Source organism: Brevibacillus reuszeri (assembly GCF_001187725.1).
Lineage (GTDB): Bacteria > Bacillota > Bacilli > Brevibacillales > Brevibacillaceae > Brevibacillus > Brevibacillus reuszeri.
Genome location: NZ_LGIQ01000005.1, coordinates 635,160 through 655,209, shown reverse-complemented (window position 1 = coordinate 655,209; position 20,050 = coordinate 635,160). Strand labels below are relative to the sequence as shown.

The following is a 20,050-nucleotide window of genomic DNA, read 5'->3' as shown; positions in this document are numbered from 1 at the left end:
GGATGAAGTTATTTGATAGAATTCATTAACGCGAAAAAGTATTTGGGCTCATGCGTCTGATAAAGATTGAACCATGAATCTAATGTCTCTGGTGCAAATACATCTAACAACTTCAATACATGCATCGCAAATTCCAATGGAGCCGTTCCTGATGCAGTAACTAAATTCCCATCCGTTACGGCTGGCTCCATTTCATAATAGGCGTCTCCCCTATAATGCTGAGAAAACATTTTCATATATTCCAGATCGTTGCTAGTGTGTCTTCTTGCGTCTAACACTCCCATCTTTGCTAGTCCCAATGTTGCACCACATATCGCGGCAACAACTATACCTTCGTGTAAGGAGATAGAAGCTTTTTTCAAAATAGGCTCGTGAATTGCTTCTAGCCAAGTATTTCCACCTGGAAGCACTAAAACATCCGTACGTTCCAGCGTACACTCATCAACTGAAATACGAGGCAAAATTTGTACTCCTCCCATTGTGGTCACGGGATTTTTATTTACGCCTACTGCAACCACCTCTAAAGGCGCTAATCCTTTTTTAAAATACCTTCCCGAGTTTAGCTCCGCAATTAAATAGCCTGCCTCCCAGTCTGCCATCGTATCAAATACGTATAGGTATACTTTTCTTGTATGCATCGCGCACACTCCTTTTGTAATGAAGGAATCGGTCTCCCCCACTATAAAAAAACTTTACTGACATCTACGGTCAGTAAAGTTTTCAAACTTGATCATTATGATTTATTTTTCGCTGGTTGCAGCCGCCTTATATTCCAAAATCTCTTCAACTGCTTGCTGATATCCACCTGATCGCCCGAAGGACTCCCGAATATTTGATGCAGCTTGTTTGAAGGATGAGTCGCTTAACACATGATCTACACCTTCGCGTAATTGATTCGCGGTCAAGCTTTGCATTTGCAAGGTGATGCCGGCTCCGATCTTGGCAACCTGCCGAGCAATCATTGGTTGATCTGCGCTTAGTGGGATTACAATGAGCGGAACCCCGTAATAGAGACCTTCATTCGTGCTGTTCATCCCACCATGTGTTATAAATAGTTTTGTTTCTTGTAGTACCTCAATTTGGGGAACATAGCTTTTCACAATGAAGTTCTTGGGGATCTCACCCAAATCAGCCATTTGCACTTTATCTCCAATAGACATGACAATGGTACAATCGGTGTTCCCCAATGCCTGAAAACAAAGCTGATAGAAATCAACCGCTAGGTTCATGACAGTACCTAGAGAAATATAGATGGGGCTTTTACCCTTGATTTCGTCTAGATCAAAGCTTTCCTGCGTGAATCGCGGTGAAATGGATGGACCTACGAATTTGTATGACTCGTCAAATGTGTCTCCAAAAGGCTGAAACTCCCTCGCTGTATAAACGATTGTAAGTGGTGCAGGATTACAAAAAACTTCATACGGAGAATCGATCTCTACTCCGTATTTTTCTTTTACCATGTTCGTCAGTCTGTGATATTCATCTTGTATCGTATTCAATGTTTCGGCAGGAATTCTCGCAGAAAGCTGTTCCAGCGTATGAGCAAAAGATTCCTTCGTCTCTGCAAAAGAAGTACAGGAGCAAATGGCAGGAAGCTTTAGAATCTGGGCAAGCATCCGGCCACAACCAAACATGGAATCGTGGATCATGTAATCAAAATGCTCTCCTTTGATCTGTTCAAGAACGCTAGGGATGACAACATCTGCCGTATGCAAAAGACCGTTGACCCTTTCGAGTAAATAATTTCTTCCGCCCGATATGAACGCTTTAATGAATTTCTGCCCATCAAATGTTCGCACAGTAGCTCCCGTCTTCTCTGTACGTTCCCTATAAGCTTCTATTGAAAAGTAGACGACCTCTTCTCCGCGCGAGACGAGCTCTTTCACCACTCCAACTGTTGGATTGACATGTCCTTCTGATCCAGCATTAATAAATAAAACACGTGCCATATATATCGCTCCTTCGCTATGTAAAATGGGCCCTGCCCCAGACCATCACTTCACTGAAAAGAATGGAATTAAGTTTATCATAGCCATCCTTACAGCTCAAAATCAGTACGACTTCTCCCCACTTATATATCCAGGGAGAATTGACATACTTTTCCTTATCGTCATATACTCTTTTTTAGATCGCACCTTATTGGTGATCGAACGAGATCTTAGAAAATCAATGGATAGGTGAGGAAATGAAAAAATTTGGGGTAGTATTGCTGCTTGTCGTAGCAAGTATTGCTGTGCTTTCTGCTTGTGGAAGCACGAAAACCATCACGACGTCAGATGGAAGTGTGACCATCTCGGATAATGGAAAGTCCGTAACAGCCGAGAGTAGCAATGGCTCCAAGGTGGAAGCAACTGATCAAAAAGTTACCATCAATTCTGAGAATGGCGGAAAGACTGAAATTACCTCAGACAAGACACTGCCAGATACGTTCCCGAAAGATGTTCCCCTCCCTGATAACGCGGCTATTGACGGATCGGTCAAATCCTCGATCGACGGAACAAATACGGTCATGGTTACACTTTTCACAGATATGTCCGTCAACGATGTCAGCCAGTTGTACAGCAAATTTATGAAGGATAACGGCTACCAAAACACGATGGAAACGGTAACGAATGACATGTCACTGAATTCAGGCACGCTCAATAAGCAAACCTTGCAAATCGTATCCCAGCCCGACGAAGACAAGGGAAAGACGACGGTCGTGATCACCTGGATCGACGAAACGAATAAAAAAGAATAAAAATAGCGCGAACGAGTTCACTCGCGTCATGGGGCTCGTTCGCGTTTTTGTTCCTCTTTTACAATCCATGGAGGGAACTTCTCACGCCCGTACCCCGTGCCGAATAAGAACCTGCCTCACATTCTCACTACCCATTACTTGGTCTGGCAGCTTAACCCCTGCTTCTATGAGGCTCTCTGCAACAGCAGCATAATCCCCTTTTGAATCCCGAGTATGAAGTGACCCCCATATACAGCTATTTAGTGCTGTCCCGCCGAATTCATTCAGAATGTCTATTGATGCACCATGTTCAAGTAGCAGTCGAACGATTTCATCGTCTCCATGCTCAGCCGCACGATGAAGGGCTGTCATCGAATGATCATTGCGGCGTGCATCCACGTTTAAAACCAACTTCTAACATGAGTCGTACCGCATCTGCATGATGGTCCCTCGCAGCATCAACCATGACGCTCTGTTCTTCTGGCTCCAGTGATCGGACAATATCCTGATTTCCCTGGAGCAAGCTATAGACAATCTCTGTATCCGCCCGCATGCAGGCAAGCAGGAATTTCTGCTCAATGGAACTGTACGACAGCATCAGCTCCACCATGTCTTCATGACCCAAACGCTCCGCAAGAAAGATCGGCTTCACAGCAACACCGATATTGTACTCATATATGTGCCCACCAACGGCGACAAAGTCTCCTTTTCCCACCTGTGTCTGAAGGGCATGCGGATTCTCCCGCAAAATTTTGTGGACAAGCTCGCTGTCCCCCAGCTTGCAGGCCATGAATATATCCGTCCGGGCACCGCGCTTAATGAAATGTCTGCATTTTTCTGGGTGAGTGACAGCATATTGAGCAGGCGTACTATTGTGATCAATATCTCGCTTGTCAATGTCAGCCCCATGATCCAGCAGAAAGTCGATGACTTCGGGAGAAACAGCATAATGCAGAGGAACCTGTCCATCTGGGCCACGCTGATTAACAACGTCCGGATCCATCTCCACCAGCTTTTGCAGGATATCGAGCATTCCCAATGCAGCCGCAGCATGCGGATCGACATGCGCTCCTCGTTCAATCAGATAACGGGATAAGTCGTGATGGTCATGATGAAGTACACCAAATCCTCCCGCCCACCAACTGCTTTTCACATTGATGTTCGCCCCGTACTCCAGCAATATGTCAACCATCTCACGGTTTCCTCTATACGCAGCAATTACAATCGCTGGTGTATCAAAAATAAACCATGGCTCGTCAATCCGAGTGACAAGTGTTGGATGACTCTGCAGTAAGCGCCTAGTAGCTTCCAGGTTGTTATCCTCAACGGCCTGTCTGAATTGTTCGATGGCCATGGTCTCTACATCATGATTTGAAAGATTCAAATCGTTGTTCGTCTCGGTCATGGCACTATCATCTCTCCTTCTTCCAAAATTACATCCCTTAGGATGCAACCATAATCCGCAAAAAATCCGCCAACGTGTAATGCTCAAAGTTGCTTCACACCCGTATAACAGTGCTCCCCCCATACAGAGCTTTTATGCAGTATTTACTTGTGATTAGTGAGAATGCGCCGAATAAACTCCACAGCATCTTTATCTGTAAATCTATCGCTAATTTGAAAGATGATGAAGTAAGAACTCCTCTCTAGTTGAAAGGCATACACACCGTAATTCCCTGACTCGACCTCTTTAAAAGAGTACTCCACCTCTACACCCTCAATTTGTTGGAGCTTCGCATCAAAAAGCGAATTTTTCTCGTTACTGATCTCCATCCTGATCAATGGCTTGCCTTCATATTCTCCGTAATAAAATTTCCTTCGTTGCTTTTTTTCGAGCTGCTCCTTCTGTTCGTTGGTCAATTCGATGAGTGGTCCTTTTTGATCCGTGTAGACGATCACTGCTACCCGCCGATCTCCTATCACTTCATTATTCACAAGAGGAGGATACATCATCTCTGCCAATTTGACTTGAAAATGATCCAATACAGGAACTACAAATTTCGTTCCCAATTCCTTTTCCACTTTTTGATGGATGTCCGGTGGCAATCCGGTCGCATACGTCCGAAGGTCAAAACGAGCGATTTCTTCTTCGCCCACCGTGAGAATCAATACAGCGTCGAATTTTTTGTTTTGTAGTTCATCCATTTTTTCTTTGGAGGGCAAAAGGGGAATTTGTTGATATGAACCTAAATCCTCATCGGTTCCCAATTCATAAAAAAGGGAATATTCTGCCGTTCCGTTACTGAGAATCTCACCATTCCCTGTATAACCGCCATTCATCTTCTCAAAATCCAGCACATTTGACCCAACTGTTTCTGTTACTACTGATATGAGCTCATCACTTGGTGCGAGTTTGAACCTGACCGGCTTCTTACTATCACCTATCTTTTGATTGCTCGTGTTTTTCACCAGAATTTTGTAAGAAAGAACTGTCGGGGTAACATATTTCATTACCTTGTTTCCATCCATAATGCCTGTTTGTCCGCTTACCGATTTGTCTTTGACGATTTCTGCGGACACATGAACCAGCTCAACTGTTGGTTTACTTGTACAAGCAGCAGTCATGAAACTCATGACCATAATGAGACTGAAGAGAAAAAGTCGCTTCACTTTCTTTCACCTCCGTCTTTCCTCTGATCATTTTACCATATTTTAACTCCCCGTTTTCCAAGAACGTGAATTTGCCGGCATCAGTATGCGGATTTCAACTTTCGAAGCCTATGAGCCGGAAAGGAATTTGGATGGGAATAGTCGAATGTCAAAACAAATTGTCGTATCAAGTTGGTCTTAAGAGGGTGAAAGCAATGACAAGTGCTCAAGAGAAAAAATGCCATGCGATTATACATACAGCAGCGATTGGAGCGGCCGGAGGTAATTTGATTCCAGTACCCGGTGTTGGAATTGCAGCTGATATCGTTGCGATGACAACGATGACAATGAGTTTAGCGAGTGTGTTTGGAGGTAATTTAACAGAAGAAGCGGCTAAAGCTATGGCGATTACTGGAATTAAAAATTCAATGTTAAAGCAGCCGATTCAGACATTAACAAAAGAATTATCTAAATTCGTTCCTATTTTAGGTCAGGTTGTGGCTCCAACTATTAGTATTGCAATGATTGAAGCCGCAGGCTGGGCCATTGCCAAGGATCTAGATCGTAAGTTTGGAGCCTATCACTAGACTGCTGTTGTTTTTATGCCCAGGCAGAAAAAAGAGGCCCCCCAAAGGGTCTGCCTCTTTTTTCCATTCTTTCTTCCTTTACAAAGCGCCCGAAACCACATTCCCACGGAACATGACTGCCTGACGCTGCGCGCGGCGGGCAACTGCCTCGGCAGCAGACGCTGCATGGACAAATACGATGTCCGCTTCATCCCCGACATTTGGCCACATACGTTTTCCTTCTCTATCCAGCGGTGTTTTGCCGCCCGTAATAAAGCCCAGCGCTTGTGACAGGGAGCGCTCATCCTGCATGCGGAAACGCTCAGCCAAGCGTCCCGCTTTTTCTAGGCTGTCTCCCTGACCAAACGGGGACCAGTGATCCGTGATGCTGTCATCGCCGAGCGAAACGGACACACCCTTTTCATGCAAAAGCGGAATCGGAATGGTCGGCTTGATGACCGGAACAGTAGATGTGATCGAAATGCCAAGCCCAGCCAGCATTTCAGCTACATCTGCTGCTTCCTCCAGGCTGATATCAGCCAAGGAGTTCGCATGACTGATCGTGACGCGTCCCTGCCAGCCTGCTTCTTCAGTCATTTTCGCCAGTCGCTTGAAGGTGAAAATGCCCAGGTGATCCGGGTCGTGCAAATGAACATCGATTGGTGCATTCGCTTCTACTGCCAGCTCGAAAATAGTTGCGAGTGACTTTTCGATATTTTGGTCAACCGTTGCCGGATCGACCCCACCGACGTAAGTCGCACCCATTTTCAGCGCCTGGCGGATGTTCTCCACCTGATTGCTGCGCAAAAGACCTTGCTGCGGGAAGGCGACTACCTCACATTGCAGCTTGCCTCTAAAGGTTTCTATGGCAGCCATTGTCGCCTCGAGATTTTTCAAACCGATGTAAGGATCGATGTTGCAATGCGAACGAATCTGGGTAGACCCTGCTGACAGAAGCAATGCCAGCATTTTTTCCGCACGCTCCTGCGCTGTAGGCAGCAGCTTTGGCATTAGCGTGCTTTCTTCTTCCAATCTGCCCAAAATATTTTTAACCGGAGTGACCGCTTTCCATGGGCCACCGTAGTACGTTTTGTCAATATGGATGTGCATATCGCGAAAAGACGGCAACGCTAACAGGCCTCGTGCATCCTGCGTAGGCAGCTCTGTCTGCGGCACATCAGCACCGAAAACGATTTGCGCGATGCGTCCACCCTCTACCAGCAGGTGAGCGACCTCGGTATCGGTTGCAACCACCTTGTCATTTTCTTTGTGATATCCACTCTCCAAACGAACATTGGTTATCCAATAAGCTGTAGACATCTATTCATGACATCCTTTCCATTTGAAAGTAGGAACGAAAAAGAGCTTACCACTCACCAGCTACCCGTGTTCCCTGATAGAGAACGACACGGCGTTTGGCCCTTCTGGCTACAGCTTCGGCGCTACAAGAGGCTTCGACAGCCATCAGGCTCGCCTCGTCTCCGATCAATGGCCAAATCCTGTTCCCTGCATCATCGAGCGGAATCCGCCCTTCTGTGACGAAACCGAGAGCGACACCTAGTATACGCTCGTCAGTCAGTCGGAAACGCTCTGCGAGTCGACCTGCCTTTTCAAGCAAATCTCCACTGCCAAAAGGTGTCCAGTTATCTGTCAGACTGTCGTTCCCCAGCATCACGGCTACCCCTGCCTCATGCAGAAGTGGTATCGGGATGGTCGGACGGTTGATCGGAACGGTTGAGGCAATGGAAATACCTAATGCTGCGAGACGCTCTGCTACCTCTTTTGCTTCCTCCGGCGATACATCGCCAAGTCCGAGTGCATGGCTTACTGTGACGCGTCCTTGCCAGCCAGCCTCCTCGGTCATCGCAGCGAGGCGCTTGATCGTAAACACCCCGAGATGGCCCGGGTCATGCAGATGCAAATCAATGTCGGCATCCGCTTCCACTGCTAGCTCCATCATCGTTGCCAGTGAACGCTCAATATCTCCGTCTACCCCGCCTGGATCGACGCCTCCCACATGGGTCGCTCCGCTTTGCAGCGCTTCACGCACGTAGCTTTTGGCATCCGTGCGAAGCATCCCGTAATGGGGGAACGCCACTATCTCATAGGACAAGCGATCTTCAAACGTGTTGAATGCTTTAAGCATGCCCTCCAAAAATCCGAGTCCTACCTGCGGATCAACGTGACAATGTGTCCGAACATGTGTGACACCGGTCTGGACGAGCAACGACAGGATGCTTTCCGCCCCGTTCTGCGCTTGCTTCAGGTACATCGGTAGAAGACCTCTGTCCTCGGCATGACGCTCAAACAGGTTTTTCACGGGTGTCGTCGCCTTCCATAAACCGCCGTAGTACGTTTTTTCCAAATGAATGTGCTTCTCTGCCATCGATGGCAAAATGAGCAAGCCTTTTGCATCCTTCTTGGGAATCCCGTCCTCCAAAATTTCACTGGAGGGCTCAATCCGGGTGATCTTCCCGTTTTCAATCAGCAAATCGCAAAGCTCTGTTTGCGTTTCCCTGATGGCTCCTTGGTCCCACACATACCCGCTCTCCAACCGGGCATTGATGATCCAATACGGGGATGCCTTCATACCCGATCACTCCTTTGCTTCGGTCGCTTCTTCCACTTGACCTGCAGCCAGAGTCCCTTTAAAGAATACAGCGTGGCGCTTTGCACGACGGGCAATCGCCTCTGCAGAGCAAGTGGCCTCGACCAGCACGAGACTCGCCTCATCACCCGCTTTTGGCCACTGCTGTGTACCTTGTGCATCCAGCGTTGTTTTGCCGCCCGTAATAAAGCGCAGAGATTGAGACAGCGCCAGCTCATCCAAATAACGGTTGCGTTCTGCCAGTCTCCATAGGCGCTCCAGCACATCCCCGTTGCCATATGGCTGCCAGGTGTCAAAAATATTGTCGCAGCCTACCGCTACGTCCACGCCATTTTGATGCAGCAGCTGAACAGGTGGAATGATCCGGCTGTACGGAACGCTGGTGATGATCGTAATTCCTGCCTCGCGTAAAATCGCCGCCATTTCTTCCGCTTCTGCGACAGGTATATCGCCAAGTGCAAACGCATGGCTAATCGCTACTCGTCCTTGCCAGCCAGCATCTACCGTCATCTGTGCCAAACGCTTCATCGTGAAGGTTCCCAGATGCCCAGGATCATGCAGATGCAAGTCTACTCCTGCATTTGCTTCTACAGCCAGCTCCATCATCTGGCTCAAGGATTCCTCGATGTCGCCATCTACATTGGCCGGGTCTACGCCACCTACATGAGTCGCACCTTGGCGCAGGGCATCCCTGAGCAGCCCTTTTGCTTCTGTACGCAGCAAGCCGTGCTGCGGGAATGCCACGATCTCATGTGACAATCTCGTAGAATAGTCAGCCAACGCCTCTTTGACCGTTTCGAGATTCGTGATGCCAGCTTCCGGATAAATGTCTACATGTGTGCGTACATGGGTTGCCCCATACGATTGCAGGATCGCGAGCAAATTTTTGGCGCGCTCCTGTGTAGTCGTTGGCAGACCCGGGAGCGTACGCTTTTCCATTTCACAACGCTCAATGATGTTCGATACCGGAATGACTGCACGCCATGGTTCTCCCATGAGTGTCTTGTCCAGATGCACGTGTTTTTCTACAAACGATGGGAGCGCCAGAAGACCATTGGCATCCTTTTGCGCAATTCCGTCTTCGAGCTTCTCGGTAGCCGGTGTAATCCGTGCAAATTTTCCGTCTTTTATCAAGATGTGAAACAAGGAAGCCTCTGTTCCACTCACGACACCGTTTTCCACACGGTAGCCCGTCTCCAAACGAACATTGGTCAACCAATAGGTAACACTCATACACCATCCATCCTTTCTAATTGTCTATCCATGCCTTCCCTACCCATTATCTAGGAACCGCGAATACTTGATTTGCACAATCTTTACGTCTATTTTCACTATTTTTACGACTTGTTCAAATTGCCTTTACTTCATACATTTTTCTGATAACTTGAGACATAAGCAAAAGGAGGGTTGCATCATGAAGGTTGAGTACGCTCCAACCAATCAAGCTCTTCCGCCAAAGGCAACGACTGCACGTCCAGGCAGATGGCGGACTTTTTACAGGAAACTGCGCAAAAACAAACTGGCCATGGTAGGCGGCTGTATTGTCGTATTTTACATCGCAATCGCCCTCTTGGCACCACTCATCGCACCTAGCGATCCTTACGCCATTGATTTGGTCAACAAGCTGAAACCACCATCCGCTGAGCACTGGATGGGCACTGATGACAAGGGAAGAGATGTGCTTAGCCGTCTCTTATATGGAACACGCCTCTCGATGTCTGTCGGTTTTGTCTCTGTGTTTATTGGCGCTTTCTTCGGCATTATTCTTGGTTTGCTTTCCGGCTACTACGGAAAATGGGTAGATACGATTATCTCCCGTGTCATTGATGTTCTGCTCGCATTCCCTGGTATCCTGCTTTCCCTGGCCATCGTGAGTGCACTTGGCCCGAGTTTGTTCAACGTCATGGTCGCTGTCGGTGTCTTTTCGATTCCGGTCTTTGCAAGGATTGTTCGCGGTTCTACTCTGACAGTGAAAAAGCTGGAGTACATCGATGCGATTCGCTCTCTGGGAGCAAGTGATTTCACCATCATCTTCAAACACATTTTTCCAAACATTCTGTCTCCAATCATTGTTCAAGCGACAATGCGTCTGGCGACTGCGATTCTATCAGCAGCTGGCCTGTCGTTCCTCGGTCTTGGTGCACAGCCACCACTGCCTGAATGGGGTGCGATGCTCAGTAATGGACGCGACTTTTTGTTTACGGCTCCTTATCTGGCCATGTTCCCTGGTCTCGCCATTGCGACACTGGTTCTCGGCTTCAATATTTTCGGAGACGGCCTCCGGGACGCTCTCGACCCAAGAATGAAACAATAGGAGGGAATGCTCAATGTTTGTCTACATTATTCGTCGCTTGCTGCAGATGATTCCCGTCCTGCTCGGTGTCATTCTGGTCGTCTTTTTGATCATGCAGATGGTTCCGGGCGACCCTGCTGTTCTGCTCGCAGGTGAAGGCGCTTCCGCAGAGACTATCGCCAAAATCCGTACACAGCTTGGCCTCGATCAGCCAATCATGGTCCAGTACTTCCACTACGTTACAGATGTAGCTACTGGTGATTTAGGTACGTCACTGCGTTCCAACTTGCCGGTTTTTGATGAAATTATGGCTCGTCTGCCTGCTACGATTGAGCTGGCTCTTGCAAGTATTTTTGTAACGATCGTACTCGGTATGATCGCAGGGATCATCTCTGCTACCAAGCAATATTCCTGGGCAGACATTACGATCATGATCATCGCATTACTTGGTGTATCCTTGCCTAGCTTTTGGCTCGGTCTCAGCTTGATCTACTACTTCTCCGTGAAGCTTCATCTATTCCCTGTTGCCGGTTGGGGTACATGGCAGCACATGATTTTGCCAGCGATCACACTCGGTACAGGCGGCGCTGCGATTGTAGCCAGGATGACACGCTCCAGCATGCTCGACGTTGTACGTCAGGACTACATTCGTACAGCAAAAGCAAAGGGCCTCAAAGAGCAAGTCATCATTTACAAGCATGCGCTTAAAAATGCGTTGATTCCGATCATTACTGTCGTTGGCTTGCAATTCGGTTTCTTGCTTGGCGGTACCGTTCTCGTCGAATCCGTCTTTGCCATCAATGGTTTGGGTCGCTTGATTGTAGATGCGATTCGCATGCGTGACCTTCCAGTCGTACAAGGCGGCGTTTTGATCGCTTCCGTCATTTTCGTCTTCGTGAACCTTTTAGTCGATGTTTTGTACCGTTACTTCAATAAACGAATTGATCTGAGCTAAGGAGGGAGTAATCATGCCAAAGCAACAAGATGTAATCCTGGAGGTTCGCAACCTGCAAACGCATTTTTTCACGGATGATGGCGTCAGCAAAGCAGTGGACGGCGTTGATTTCTCTCTGAACAAAGGAGAGACGCTGGGGCTAGTTGGTGAATCGGGCTGTGGAAAAAGTATTACCTCCCTCTCGATTCTGCGTTTGATCGCCAGTCCTCCGGGAAAAATTGTAGGAGGAGAAATCATCTTTAAAGGGCAAAACCTCGTAATCAAAACGGAATACGAGATGCGCTCTATTCGTGGGAACGAGATTTCGATGATTTTTCAGGAGCCAATGACTTCACTCAATCCGGTATATACCGTGGGTGAACAAATTGCCGAGGTGTTTCGCTTGCACCAAAAAATGGGGCGCAAGGAAGCATGGGAAAAAGCTGTGGAAATGCTCAGACTCGTCGGTATTCCCTCCCCTGAAAAACGTGCGACACAAGAACCACATGAGCTGTCTGGCGGTATGCGTCAGCGTGTCATGATTGCGATGGCACTGGCTTGCCGCCCTGAGATTCTGATCGCTGACGAACCGACTACTGCTCTGGATGTAACGATTCAGGCGCAAATTTTGGAGCTGATGAAAAAGCTTCAGGAAGAAATGGGCATGAGCACGATCATGATCACGCATGACCTTGGAGTCGTCGCTGAGACATGTGACCGCGTTGCCGTTATGTATGCAGGAAAAGTTGTGGAATATACAACAGCGAAAAACTTGTTTGCAAATCCGAAGCATCCGTACACGGTCGGTCTGATGAACTCACTCCCCCGTCTGGATGAGGATGTGGAAGAGCTGCAGGCAATCAAAGGAAACGTTCCTAGCCCATTCAATATGCCACAGGGCTGCCGCTTCGCACCTCGTTGCCCTCACGCGACACAGTTGTGCCACGATAAGCTGCCTGAGCTGCTGGAGCAGGAGGACGGGAGCAAAGTGCGCTGCTGGATCTATACTTCTGAGTGGGACGGCGCCAACCAGACTGTTACGGGAACGGGGGTATAACAAACATGATTACACAAGCAGAATTGAAGAAAAAGCCGTTGCTGGAAGTAACCAATCTCAAGCAGCACTTTCCGATCAAAGGCGGAATCCTTGGTCGCACCGTCAATCACGTAAAAGCTGTTGATGATATCAGCTTCACGATTTACGAAGGGGAGACACTCAGTATCGTTGGCGAATCCGGCTGCGGAAAATCCACCACGGGTCGTGCGATTCTCCGTCTGGACGAACCAACGAGCGGCTCCGTATTGTTTGAGGGACAAGATTTGCTCGCCATGTCCAAGTCGCAAATGCGCGACATGCGCAAGCATCTCCAGGTTATTTTTCAGGACCCATTTGCATCTCTAAACCCACGTCAATCCGTGTCCCAAATTCTCGGTGAAGCGCTGGCGATTCAAAACATCGTTCCTGCGGGCAAGCGTCGCGAGCGAATCATCGAGCTGCTCGGCTACGTAGGATTACGTCCAGACCAGATTGACCGCTTCCCGCACGAATTCAGCGGCGGACAGCGTCAGCGGATCGGGATTGCCCGGGCACTCGCCATGCAACCTAAGCTGATTATTTGTGACGAGGCGGTATCCGCACTGGACGTATCCATTCAGGCGCAAGTATTGAATCTGTTGAAATCATTGCAGCGTCAATTTCAGCTAACCTATTTGTTCATCTCGCACGATTTGGGCGTTGTTCGCCACATTTCGGATCGGGTCATGGTTATGTATCTCGGAAAAGTCGTCGAGATCGCTGATAAGAAATCGCTGTTTGACAACCCGCAGCATCCTTATACCCAGGCACTTTTGTCTGCTATTCCAGTTCCAGACGCAACCAAAAAACAGGAGCGCATCATCCTGCGCGGTGATGTACCATCTCCAATTAATCCGCCAACGGGATGCCGCTTCCACACTCGCTGCCCACATGCAGTGGAGCGTTGCAAAACAGAGGCTCCGGCGCTCACGAGTCTGCACGATACCCATCAGGTAGCTTGCCATCTCGTTCAATAGAGATTAAATTTTTCTAAAAAGAAAATAAAACTCAGGCAACATGATATGATGTAACTGCGAAAAATCACTACGGCATCCGTACAGAAGGGATCTCATGATAAGCTTCGAGGGTTTTACGTTGCTCATTCTGTTGTTTATCTTGGCTCCTATCATAGGAGCTATTGCTTTATTGTTTTTGTTTATTTTTGAGAAGCGGATTGATCTATTAGAGAATCGCAATGTAAAGATCGAGCTGGAAAAGGAGCTGCAACAGGCCCTTTACAATCAATTAAATCAACAGATTCAGCCCCATTTTCTGTTCAATACGCTAAATGTCATCTTGAGTCTAGCCAGGCTAAACCGAACGAAGGAGCTGGTGAGAGCGCTAGAGGTTCTCTCCCAGTTCCTCAAATTCAAATACAAGTCAACCGAGCCGCTGATTTCGTTGTCCAGAGAAATCCAATATACGGAGCAGTACTTGGAGATTCAAAAGCTGCGTTTTGGCAGCCGCCTCTCGATCCAGCTGGACTGTCCCGATGATCTGCTCTTGGCCTCCATCCCTCCTTTCGTCCTCCAAACGCTGGTAGAAAATGCCTTCAAGCATGGACTGGAGCGAAAAATGGGAGAAGCCCTGCTGCAAATTCGCATTAGCCACAAGGATGACAATGTGCTACTGGAGGTCATCGATAACGGCTCCTCCGGCCTCACCGCCTTTCAGGATGAGAATCTAGCAGAAACCGACCAACATCATGAGAAGAGCGGTCACGGATTGGACAACATCCGCAGACGGCTCCACCTTTGTTTTGGTGATCATGCTAGCCTGGACCTGTCACCTGTGACAGAAGGCGGAACACATGTAACTGTGCAATGGCCCTTTCTTTATGAACAAATCGACGTGAGGTGAGAGCATGAACGTACTGTTAGTGGATGACGAACCGTTAGAGCTGGAACAACTGGAGTATTTGATCCAGCCGATGTTTCCTTTGTGGAACCTGTACAAGGCGGCAGATGGCAGTCAAGCCATGGCGATCAGTCAGAAGGTGCCTCTTCATCTCGCCTTTCTGGATATTAATCTGCCGGGAAAATCAGGATTGGCACTTGGTGAAGAGCTGCGAGCCCAGCATAAGGAGATTGAGCTGATCATCGTCACAGCCTATCAAGATTTTCATTATGCCAAGCAATCCATCCGTCTCGGTGTTGTGGATTATATAACGAAGCCTGTCATCGAAAATGAGCTCGTCGAGATTTTGAACAAATATCAAAAGAGTCCAGCGCTCTCGGCATACACACGAATCATTTCCGATGCGATGAACATCATTCATCAAAAATTTGCCGAAAAGCTGAATCTGGCAGATTTGGCTTCCGAGGTGCATATCAACCCTACTTATTTAAGTCGGCGTTTTCATGAGGAAGTGGGCGTCTCCTTTTCCGAATATCTCATGCAATACCGAATCCAAATGTCCAAAAAATTCCTGATTGGCCACCCGGACTGGAGCATTTCAACCGTAGCAGAGCGAACAGGCTTCAACAGCCAGCATTACTTCAGCACCATTTTTCGAAAAGTGGTCGGAAAAACACCGAAAGAATATCGGGACAAGGGGAATGTAACTTGACCTACTTATCATTTCGCGAGTATGTGATGGGTGCCGCCAAGATCGGGATTGGTCTTGGGGTCGTCTCGATTCTCGCTCGCTGGGTAACGGGCAACACCATCTTTGGTTCGCCTGAGGCTTTGGTCAAATACGGGATCTTTGGCGGAATTGGCTTTGCGTTGATGGGAGCATTTGCACTCAGTGCCTTTGGGTTTTTGGGGCGTAGGGTGCGGCGTGAATTTTCCGAGGGGATGACGATCGGAGACTACATGCGGGGTAAGCTCCATCCTTTTGGCTACTGGCTGATGATTATCATTTTGCTCATCACGACCGTTGAGGGTATGTTCGTTCAAGGCATGGCTGGCGGCGTGCTTCTGAATATCCTGTTTGGTCTGCCCATTCCACTTGGTCTGCTCTGCTTTTTTATTTTTTGCGTTCTGTTTGCCGGAATTGGCGGGATTCGCTCTATCCACCGGTTTGCCATCGTTCAAATTGTCATTACCTTTGCGGCGGCGATCCTGATTCCCGTCTACTTTTTTGTGGGAAAAGGCGTAGAGCATGTTTACAACGGCTTGCGACTATACCATCCGTATTTGCTGGTGCTAAACAATTATGAAGGTCTCTTTTTTATCATCACAGGGCTCTTGATCGGCTTTGGACAAGTCTTCGTCGATCAGGCTTCCTGGCAGAGACTGTACATGATGGAGGAAAAAAAGGTAGTTCCAACCTTTCTTTTGTCTGGACTGATCTTTGCTACAGTTCCCCTCTCTTTTTCTTCGCTCATCATCATTGTGATTTTCACGGGCGGCTTCGATGATATTTACTCGCTGCTTTTTGATCTGGTACGGAAAATCGATACGATGTTTTTACTCATCTTGTTTGTGCTGTGCTCATTTGGTGCCATCATGTCTGCCTTTGGTGCGGGTCTTCATTCGATGATCAGCCTCATGGTAAATAATGTCTATCAATTGTTCCGCCCGTACGCTACAGAGCGGCAAAAGATTCGCTTGAGCTACACTCTGGCGATCGCCATCGGTGCCTTGTCTTTTTGCCTCACTCTTTATTTTCAACCAACTTTGCTTGACCTGTTATTTTTCTTTGGGATCATCTACGCTTCATTGTTTTTGCCTGTTATCGTTATCGTTTTGACAAAGGGAAAAGCACACAATTTCATTTTGATCAGCGCGGTCATCGGTTTAGCCGCCGGCTATGGCAGCAGGGTATTTGTGGACAATATGAAAGCGATCTGGATTGCTTCCTCCAGCACAGCCCTGACCTTGCTTGCGTACTTGTGTGTCACCTGGCTTTGGAAACATTATTTCCGATCACCAGAACGAACGGAGTAAACAAAATACCACTTTGATTGAACAGAAAGGAACGAATGTCATGCTACGCTCCTATTTACTGCTCATCTTTTGTGTCACCGCCTGGGGCAGTAATTTTGTCTTCGGAAAAATGCTGGTCGCCGAGTTTTCCCCCTTATTTTTGTCGGCGATGCGCTTATTGTTTATTTCTGTCTTTTTGCTGATTTGGGCTAAGGGCCGCTTGAAAATTCCTGCGCTCACCAGAAAAGACTGGGTGCTGCTAGCGGCACTTGGGATCGTGGGCGTCTTTATTAACCAATGGTCGTTTTATAAGGGTCTTGTGACTGCTGATCCGACTACCTCCGCCCTCATTTTGGCCCTAACGCCAATCACGACAGCACTTTTGGCTGCCTTGCTTTTAAAGGAGTCCTTGACCGGGCGCATGGCGATTGGATCCGTTATTGGTACGGCGGGTGTACTGTTCGTGATTTACACAGGCGCTGAGCTGCATTTTGACGCGGGGATTCTGTGGATTTTTCTGACGATGCTCACGTTTGCTGCATCCATTATTCTCGTACGGGTGCTCGGACATCGACTTCCCCCACTCGTTACGACGCTTTTCTCCAACTTGATCGGATTTGGCTCCATGCTTCCTTTTGTGCTCATCAGCCTACCTACGGAAACGATCAGCCCGAGACTTTCTTCCTGGCTGCTTTTGTTTGTCACGGCGGTGATCATGCACGGAATCGTGACGCTGATCTGGAATAGTCAGCTGCAAAAGGTGGGAGCTGCCAAAGCAGCGATGTTTTCCAACCTGGAGCCTTTTATCGCTATGGTCTTTGGATTTTTCCTCCTGGCGAAGCCGGTTACGGCTGTTCAATTATTTGGTGCGGTGCTGATCATTGGTGGCGTAACCTTGACGACTACCTCCAAAGATCCGAAGCAGCTTCAACAACGTAAGCTCAAGTCTTTCTCCTCGTAATGCCTGTTTCAAAGCATCGAAAAATCCTTTTCATACAAAAAAGGTCGGAATTGTGGTTGAGATTTACAAATCCTCTGGAGTATACTAGCAGTAAAGTGAGGAGGAGCTATCCATGTCTATCGTAAAGCTATCGCAATGGGAAATGATGTTGCTGGAGGCAGCTCGTTCCCATGGATTTGTTGATGAAGAAATCATTCACAAGCTGCGATCCGAGAACACCGAAGCTTTTTTGGATGTAGAAGGCGGTAAATTCGATTTCACCCATCTGTTCGATCTGTCCAAAAACGATCCACATACGCTGGAGACCGCAATCCGTGATGGCTATCAGATCAAGTTCACGACTTTTAACGGAATTAAATTTCTTTTGAATAAGCGCTATGATATTCAGGCAGACAGGGACTATCAGATCAATGGCGACTCATTGGATCGGGTGCCGTTAAAAGACCATGCACTCTCTTGGGTGAGACAAGCCATCTCCAAAAACTGGCGAATTGTCGAGCTGGAAAAGCGAACTGATTCAGGCGATACCATCGTGCGCTTTGAGCTGGTAAACACCCCATCGTAAAAAACACAAGCTGATCATAATCAAAAGAGCACTTTCCGCTAGGGAGAGTGCTCTTTTTATGCGCAAACGACGGGTCAACCTTTTACCGCACCCTGTGTCAGTCCTTCAACGAGGTACTTCTGGCAAAACGCAAACAATAGCATGGTAGGGATGACAGAGAGAACAGTCGCTGCTGACATCGCTCCCCACTCAATATCGTACTTTTTAATAAAGGCGTTCATCGCAACCGGAATCGTTTTTACGGACTCTTCATCAATGAACAACACCGCCATAATCAGCTCATTCCAGCACTGTACAAAGGCAAAGATGAATGTAGCTGCAATCCCTGGGAGCATGATCGGGACGATGACGCGAAACAAGGCGCTGATTCGGGAGCAGCCGTCCATCATCGCTGCTTCCTCCAAAGCGGTCGGGATACGCTGGAAAAACCCAGACATGATGATTGTACAAAACGGAATCAGCATGACCGTGTAGATTAGCATGAGAGAGGCCAGGCTGTTTAAGATATGCATTTTGGACATCATGACATACAGTGGCGCCATTCCGATGAACATCGGGATCATTTGGGTAATCAGAAACCCGAACATGACCTGACGCTTGCCCCGGAAGGAAAAGCGTGCCAGCACATAGCCGCCGAGCATTGCAATCACAACGACAATGGACGATGCGACAAGCGATACGAGAAAGCTGTTCCAAATGTACACCTGAAAGTGGGATATTCGAAAAATTTCAATGTAATTCAAAAATGTAACCTGCTCAGGCCAATAGCTGATCGGCAGAGAAAAGATCTCCTTCTGACCCTTCAGCGATGTGATTACAATCCAGTACAGAGGAAAAATGGCAAAAGCCAAAAAGCCACCCAGGACAACTACTCTGCCTGTTTTCCACCAGAGATGATCGCGGTCCATCTAAAAGTCCCCTCCCTTCTCCACTTTGGTCGCTTTCACGTAGAAAACCGTAAACAGAAGGAGAATCAATACGATAATGACGCCAATTGCTGATGCTTGTCCATAATCCTGGCCGAAGATCACTTTATCGATCATGTAAGTCGCAAAAATATGCGTTGAGCCTGCGGGACCTCCATTTGTCATCGAATAGATGATATCCGGGAAATTCAGTATCCAGATCACTCTAAGCAAAATCGTTACGAGCATGGTTGGCATGATATACGGCAGTGTTACACTCCAAAACTGTTGGAAGCGCCCTGCTCCATCCATCGCTGCTGCTTCATACAGCTCCTCGGGAATCGACTGAAGTGCAGCCAGAATCATGATCGCAAAGAAAGCGACGCCATACCAAATATTGGCGATAATGACCGCAGCCATCGCCCATTTTCCATCCGCCAAAAAAGGGATCGGCGCATCAACCAAGCCAAACCTGATTAACAGATCATTGATTACGCCAAACTGTGCATTGAACATCCAGCGCCAAATCAATCCGATCAGAAAGCCGGACATAGCCCACGGGAAGAAGACGAACGCTTGATAAATTCCCCTCCCCCGAAAACGACGGCGCATCATCAGAGCAAGCGCAAAGCCAAACAGCAGCTGAAAGAACAAGGAGATGACGACCCAGTAAAAGCTGTTCATCGCAACCCGTGGGAATTCGGGACTCGTGACTACATTTACAAAATTGTCCAATCCGATAAACTCGATATTTAAGAGATCAAACAAGGTGTAGTTTTGAAAGGACATAATCACGCCGCGCAAAAGCGGATAGTACGTAAATACCAAAACAAACAGGAACGCTGGCAAAAGGCATAGGAGGATGAACACTCCTTCCTTCGAGACGCGAAATGTTTTTTTCCGTTCCGAAGCGAGCTTCTTCGTCTTCATGACGATGGGTTTTTCTGTTTGCAAGACTGTCT

The 20,050-nt window shown here is 47.8% G+C and carries 21 protein-coding genes; 11 read left to right on the top strand and 10 right to left on the bottom strand.

Translation table 11 applies throughout. The annotated features are described in order from the left end of the window. Window positions 1-8: 8 nt before the first annotated feature. Window positions 9-638 carry a type 1 glutamine amidotransferase family protein gene (locus tag ADS79_RS06665; protein WP_049737626.1) on the bottom strand — a complete coding sequence of 210 codons (630 nt, stop codon included), beginning with the start codon at window positions 636-638 and terminating at the stop codon, window positions 9-11. 102 nt (window positions 639-740) lie between these two features. Then, window positions 741-1,949 (bottom strand): macrolide family glycosyltransferase, encoded by a 1,209-nt coding sequence (locus ADS79_RS06660; RefSeq protein WP_049737625.1) that lies wholly within the window; start codon window positions 1,947-1,949, stop codon window positions 741-743. A 236-nt stretch (window positions 1,950-2,185) separates the two neighbouring features. Here ADS79_RS06660 and ADS79_RS06655 point away from each other — a divergent pair, with 236 nt between their 5' ends. Then, on the top strand, window positions 2,186-2,740 hold the full coding sequence (locus ADS79_RS06655) for a hypothetical protein (RefSeq protein ID WP_049737624.1): 555 nt from the start codon (window positions 2,186-2,188) through the stop codon (window positions 2,738-2,740). Between the two features lie 81 nt (window positions 2,741-2,821). Here ADS79_RS06655 and ADS79_RS06650 read toward each other — a convergent pair whose 3' ends face one another. From ADS79_RS06650 to ADS79_RS06640, 3 genes are all read right to left on the bottom strand, one after another. Continuing rightward, window positions 2,822-3,118: an ankyrin repeat domain-containing protein gene (locus tag ADS79_RS06650; protein ID WP_141260973.1), complete on the bottom strand. Its 297-nt coding sequence runs from the start codon at window positions 3,116-3,118 to the stop codon at window positions 2,822-2,824. Next, complete coding sequence (locus tag ADS79_RS06645) at window positions 3,099-4,124, bottom strand: ankyrin repeat domain-containing protein (protein ID WP_049737622.1); 1,026 nt, start codon at window positions 4,122-4,124, stop codon at window positions 3,099-3,101. The genes ADS79_RS06650 and ADS79_RS06645 overlap by 20 nt, the downstream gene beginning before the upstream one ends. A 143-nt stretch (window positions 4,125-4,267) precedes the next feature. Beyond that, on the bottom strand, window positions 4,268-5,329 hold the full coding sequence (locus ADS79_RS06640; protein ID WP_049737621.1) for a hypothetical protein: 1,062 nt from the start codon (window positions 5,327-5,329) through the stop codon (window positions 4,268-4,270). A gap of 194 nt (window positions 5,330-5,523) precedes the next feature. Here ADS79_RS06640 and ADS79_RS06635 point away from each other — a divergent pair, with 194 nt between their 5' ends. Further along, window positions 5,524-5,895, top strand: coding sequence for a hypothetical protein (locus ADS79_RS06635; RefSeq protein ID WP_049737620.1), 372 nt, complete (start codon window positions 5,524-5,526; stop codon window positions 5,893-5,895). Between the two features lie 78 nt (window positions 5,896-5,973). Here the strand turns inward: ADS79_RS06635 and ADS79_RS06630 are convergent, their stop codons facing one another. The 3 genes from ADS79_RS06630 to ADS79_RS06620 are packed head-to-tail and all read right to left on the bottom strand — an operon-like array spanning window position 5,974 to window position 9,715. Then, complete coding sequence (locus ADS79_RS06630; RefSeq protein ID WP_049737619.1) at window positions 5,974-7,194, bottom strand: amidohydrolase family protein; 1,221 nt, start codon at window positions 7,192-7,194, stop codon at window positions 5,974-5,976. A gap of 46 nt (window positions 7,195-7,240) precedes the next feature. Then, window positions 7,241-8,464, bottom strand: a complete 1,224-nt coding sequence (locus ADS79_RS06625; RefSeq protein WP_049737618.1) for an amidohydrolase — start codon at window positions 8,462-8,464, stop codon at window positions 7,241-7,243. A 6-nt stretch (window positions 8,465-8,470) separates the two neighbouring features. Then, complete coding sequence (locus ADS79_RS06620) at window positions 8,471-9,715, bottom strand: amidohydrolase (RefSeq protein WP_049737617.1); 1,245 nt, start codon at window positions 9,713-9,715, stop codon at window positions 8,471-8,473. A 181-nt stretch (window positions 9,716-9,896) separates the two neighbouring features. On the opposite strand from ADS79_RS06620, the gene ADS79_RS06615 reads away from it, so the two are divergent. The 9 genes from ADS79_RS06615 to ADS79_RS06575 all read left to right on the top strand — a co-directional run bounded on the left by ADS79_RS06615 (window position 9,897) and on the right by ADS79_RS06575 (window position 18,183). Next, a complete protein-coding gene (locus ADS79_RS06615; protein WP_049737616.1) occupies window positions 9,897-10,796 on the top strand; it encodes an ABC transporter permease in 900 nt (299 codons plus the stop codon). A gap of 13 nt (window positions 10,797-10,809) precedes the next feature. Further along, complete coding sequence (gene nikB, locus ADS79_RS06610) at window positions 10,810-11,730, top strand: nickel ABC transporter permease (RefSeq protein ID WP_049737615.1); 921 nt, start codon at window positions 10,810-10,812, stop codon at window positions 11,728-11,730. A 13-nt stretch (window positions 11,731-11,743) separates the two neighbouring features. Then, window positions 11,744-12,766 (top strand): ABC transporter ATP-binding protein, encoded by a 1,023-nt coding sequence (locus ADS79_RS06605; RefSeq protein WP_049737614.1) that lies wholly within the window; start codon window positions 11,744-11,746, stop codon window positions 12,764-12,766. 5 nt (window positions 12,767-12,771) lie between these two features. Then, entirely contained in the window at window positions 12,772-13,761 is a 990-nt protein-coding gene (locus ADS79_RS06600; protein ID WP_049737613.1) for an ABC transporter ATP-binding protein, read from the top strand. 94 nt (window positions 13,762-13,855) lie between these two features. Continuing rightward, a complete protein-coding gene (locus ADS79_RS06595; RefSeq protein WP_049737612.1) occupies window positions 13,856-14,644 on the top strand; it encodes a sensor histidine kinase in 789 nt (262 codons plus the stop codon). A 4-nt stretch (window positions 14,645-14,648) separates the two neighbouring features. Continuing rightward, a complete protein-coding gene (locus tag ADS79_RS06590) occupies window positions 14,649-15,353 on the top strand; it encodes a response regulator transcription factor (RefSeq protein WP_049737611.1) in 705 nt (234 codons plus the stop codon). Continuing rightward, entirely contained in the window at window positions 15,350-16,678 is a 1,329-nt protein-coding gene (locus tag ADS79_RS06585; protein WP_049737610.1) for a sodium:solute symporter family transporter, read from the top strand. Before ADS79_RS06590 ends, ADS79_RS06585 begins: the two co-directional genes overlap by 4 nt. A 40-nt stretch (window positions 16,679-16,718) precedes the next feature. Then, window positions 16,719-17,618 carry a DMT family transporter gene (locus ADS79_RS06580; RefSeq protein ID WP_049737609.1) on the top strand — a complete coding sequence of 300 codons (900 nt, stop codon included), beginning with the start codon at window positions 16,719-16,721 and terminating at the stop codon, window positions 17,616-17,618. 112 nt (window positions 17,619-17,730) lie between these two features. Continuing rightward, a complete protein-coding gene (locus ADS79_RS06575; protein ID WP_049737608.1) occupies window positions 17,731-18,183 on the top strand; it encodes a hypothetical protein in 453 nt (150 codons plus the stop codon). A 74-nt stretch (window positions 18,184-18,257) separates the two neighbouring features. Here the strand turns inward: ADS79_RS06575 and ADS79_RS06570 are convergent, their stop codons facing one another. Both ADS79_RS06570 and ADS79_RS06565 read right to left on the bottom strand, forming a co-directional pair. Continuing rightward, window positions 18,258-19,091: a carbohydrate ABC transporter permease gene (locus tag ADS79_RS06570; RefSeq protein WP_049737607.1), complete on the bottom strand. Its 834-nt coding sequence runs from the start codon at window positions 19,089-19,091 to the stop codon at window positions 18,258-18,260. Further along, window positions 19,092-20,042 (bottom strand): carbohydrate ABC transporter permease, encoded by a 951-nt coding sequence (locus ADS79_RS06565; RefSeq protein ID WP_049737606.1) that lies wholly within the window; start codon window positions 20,040-20,042, stop codon window positions 19,092-19,094. Window positions 20,043-20,050: the final 8 nt, after the last annotated feature.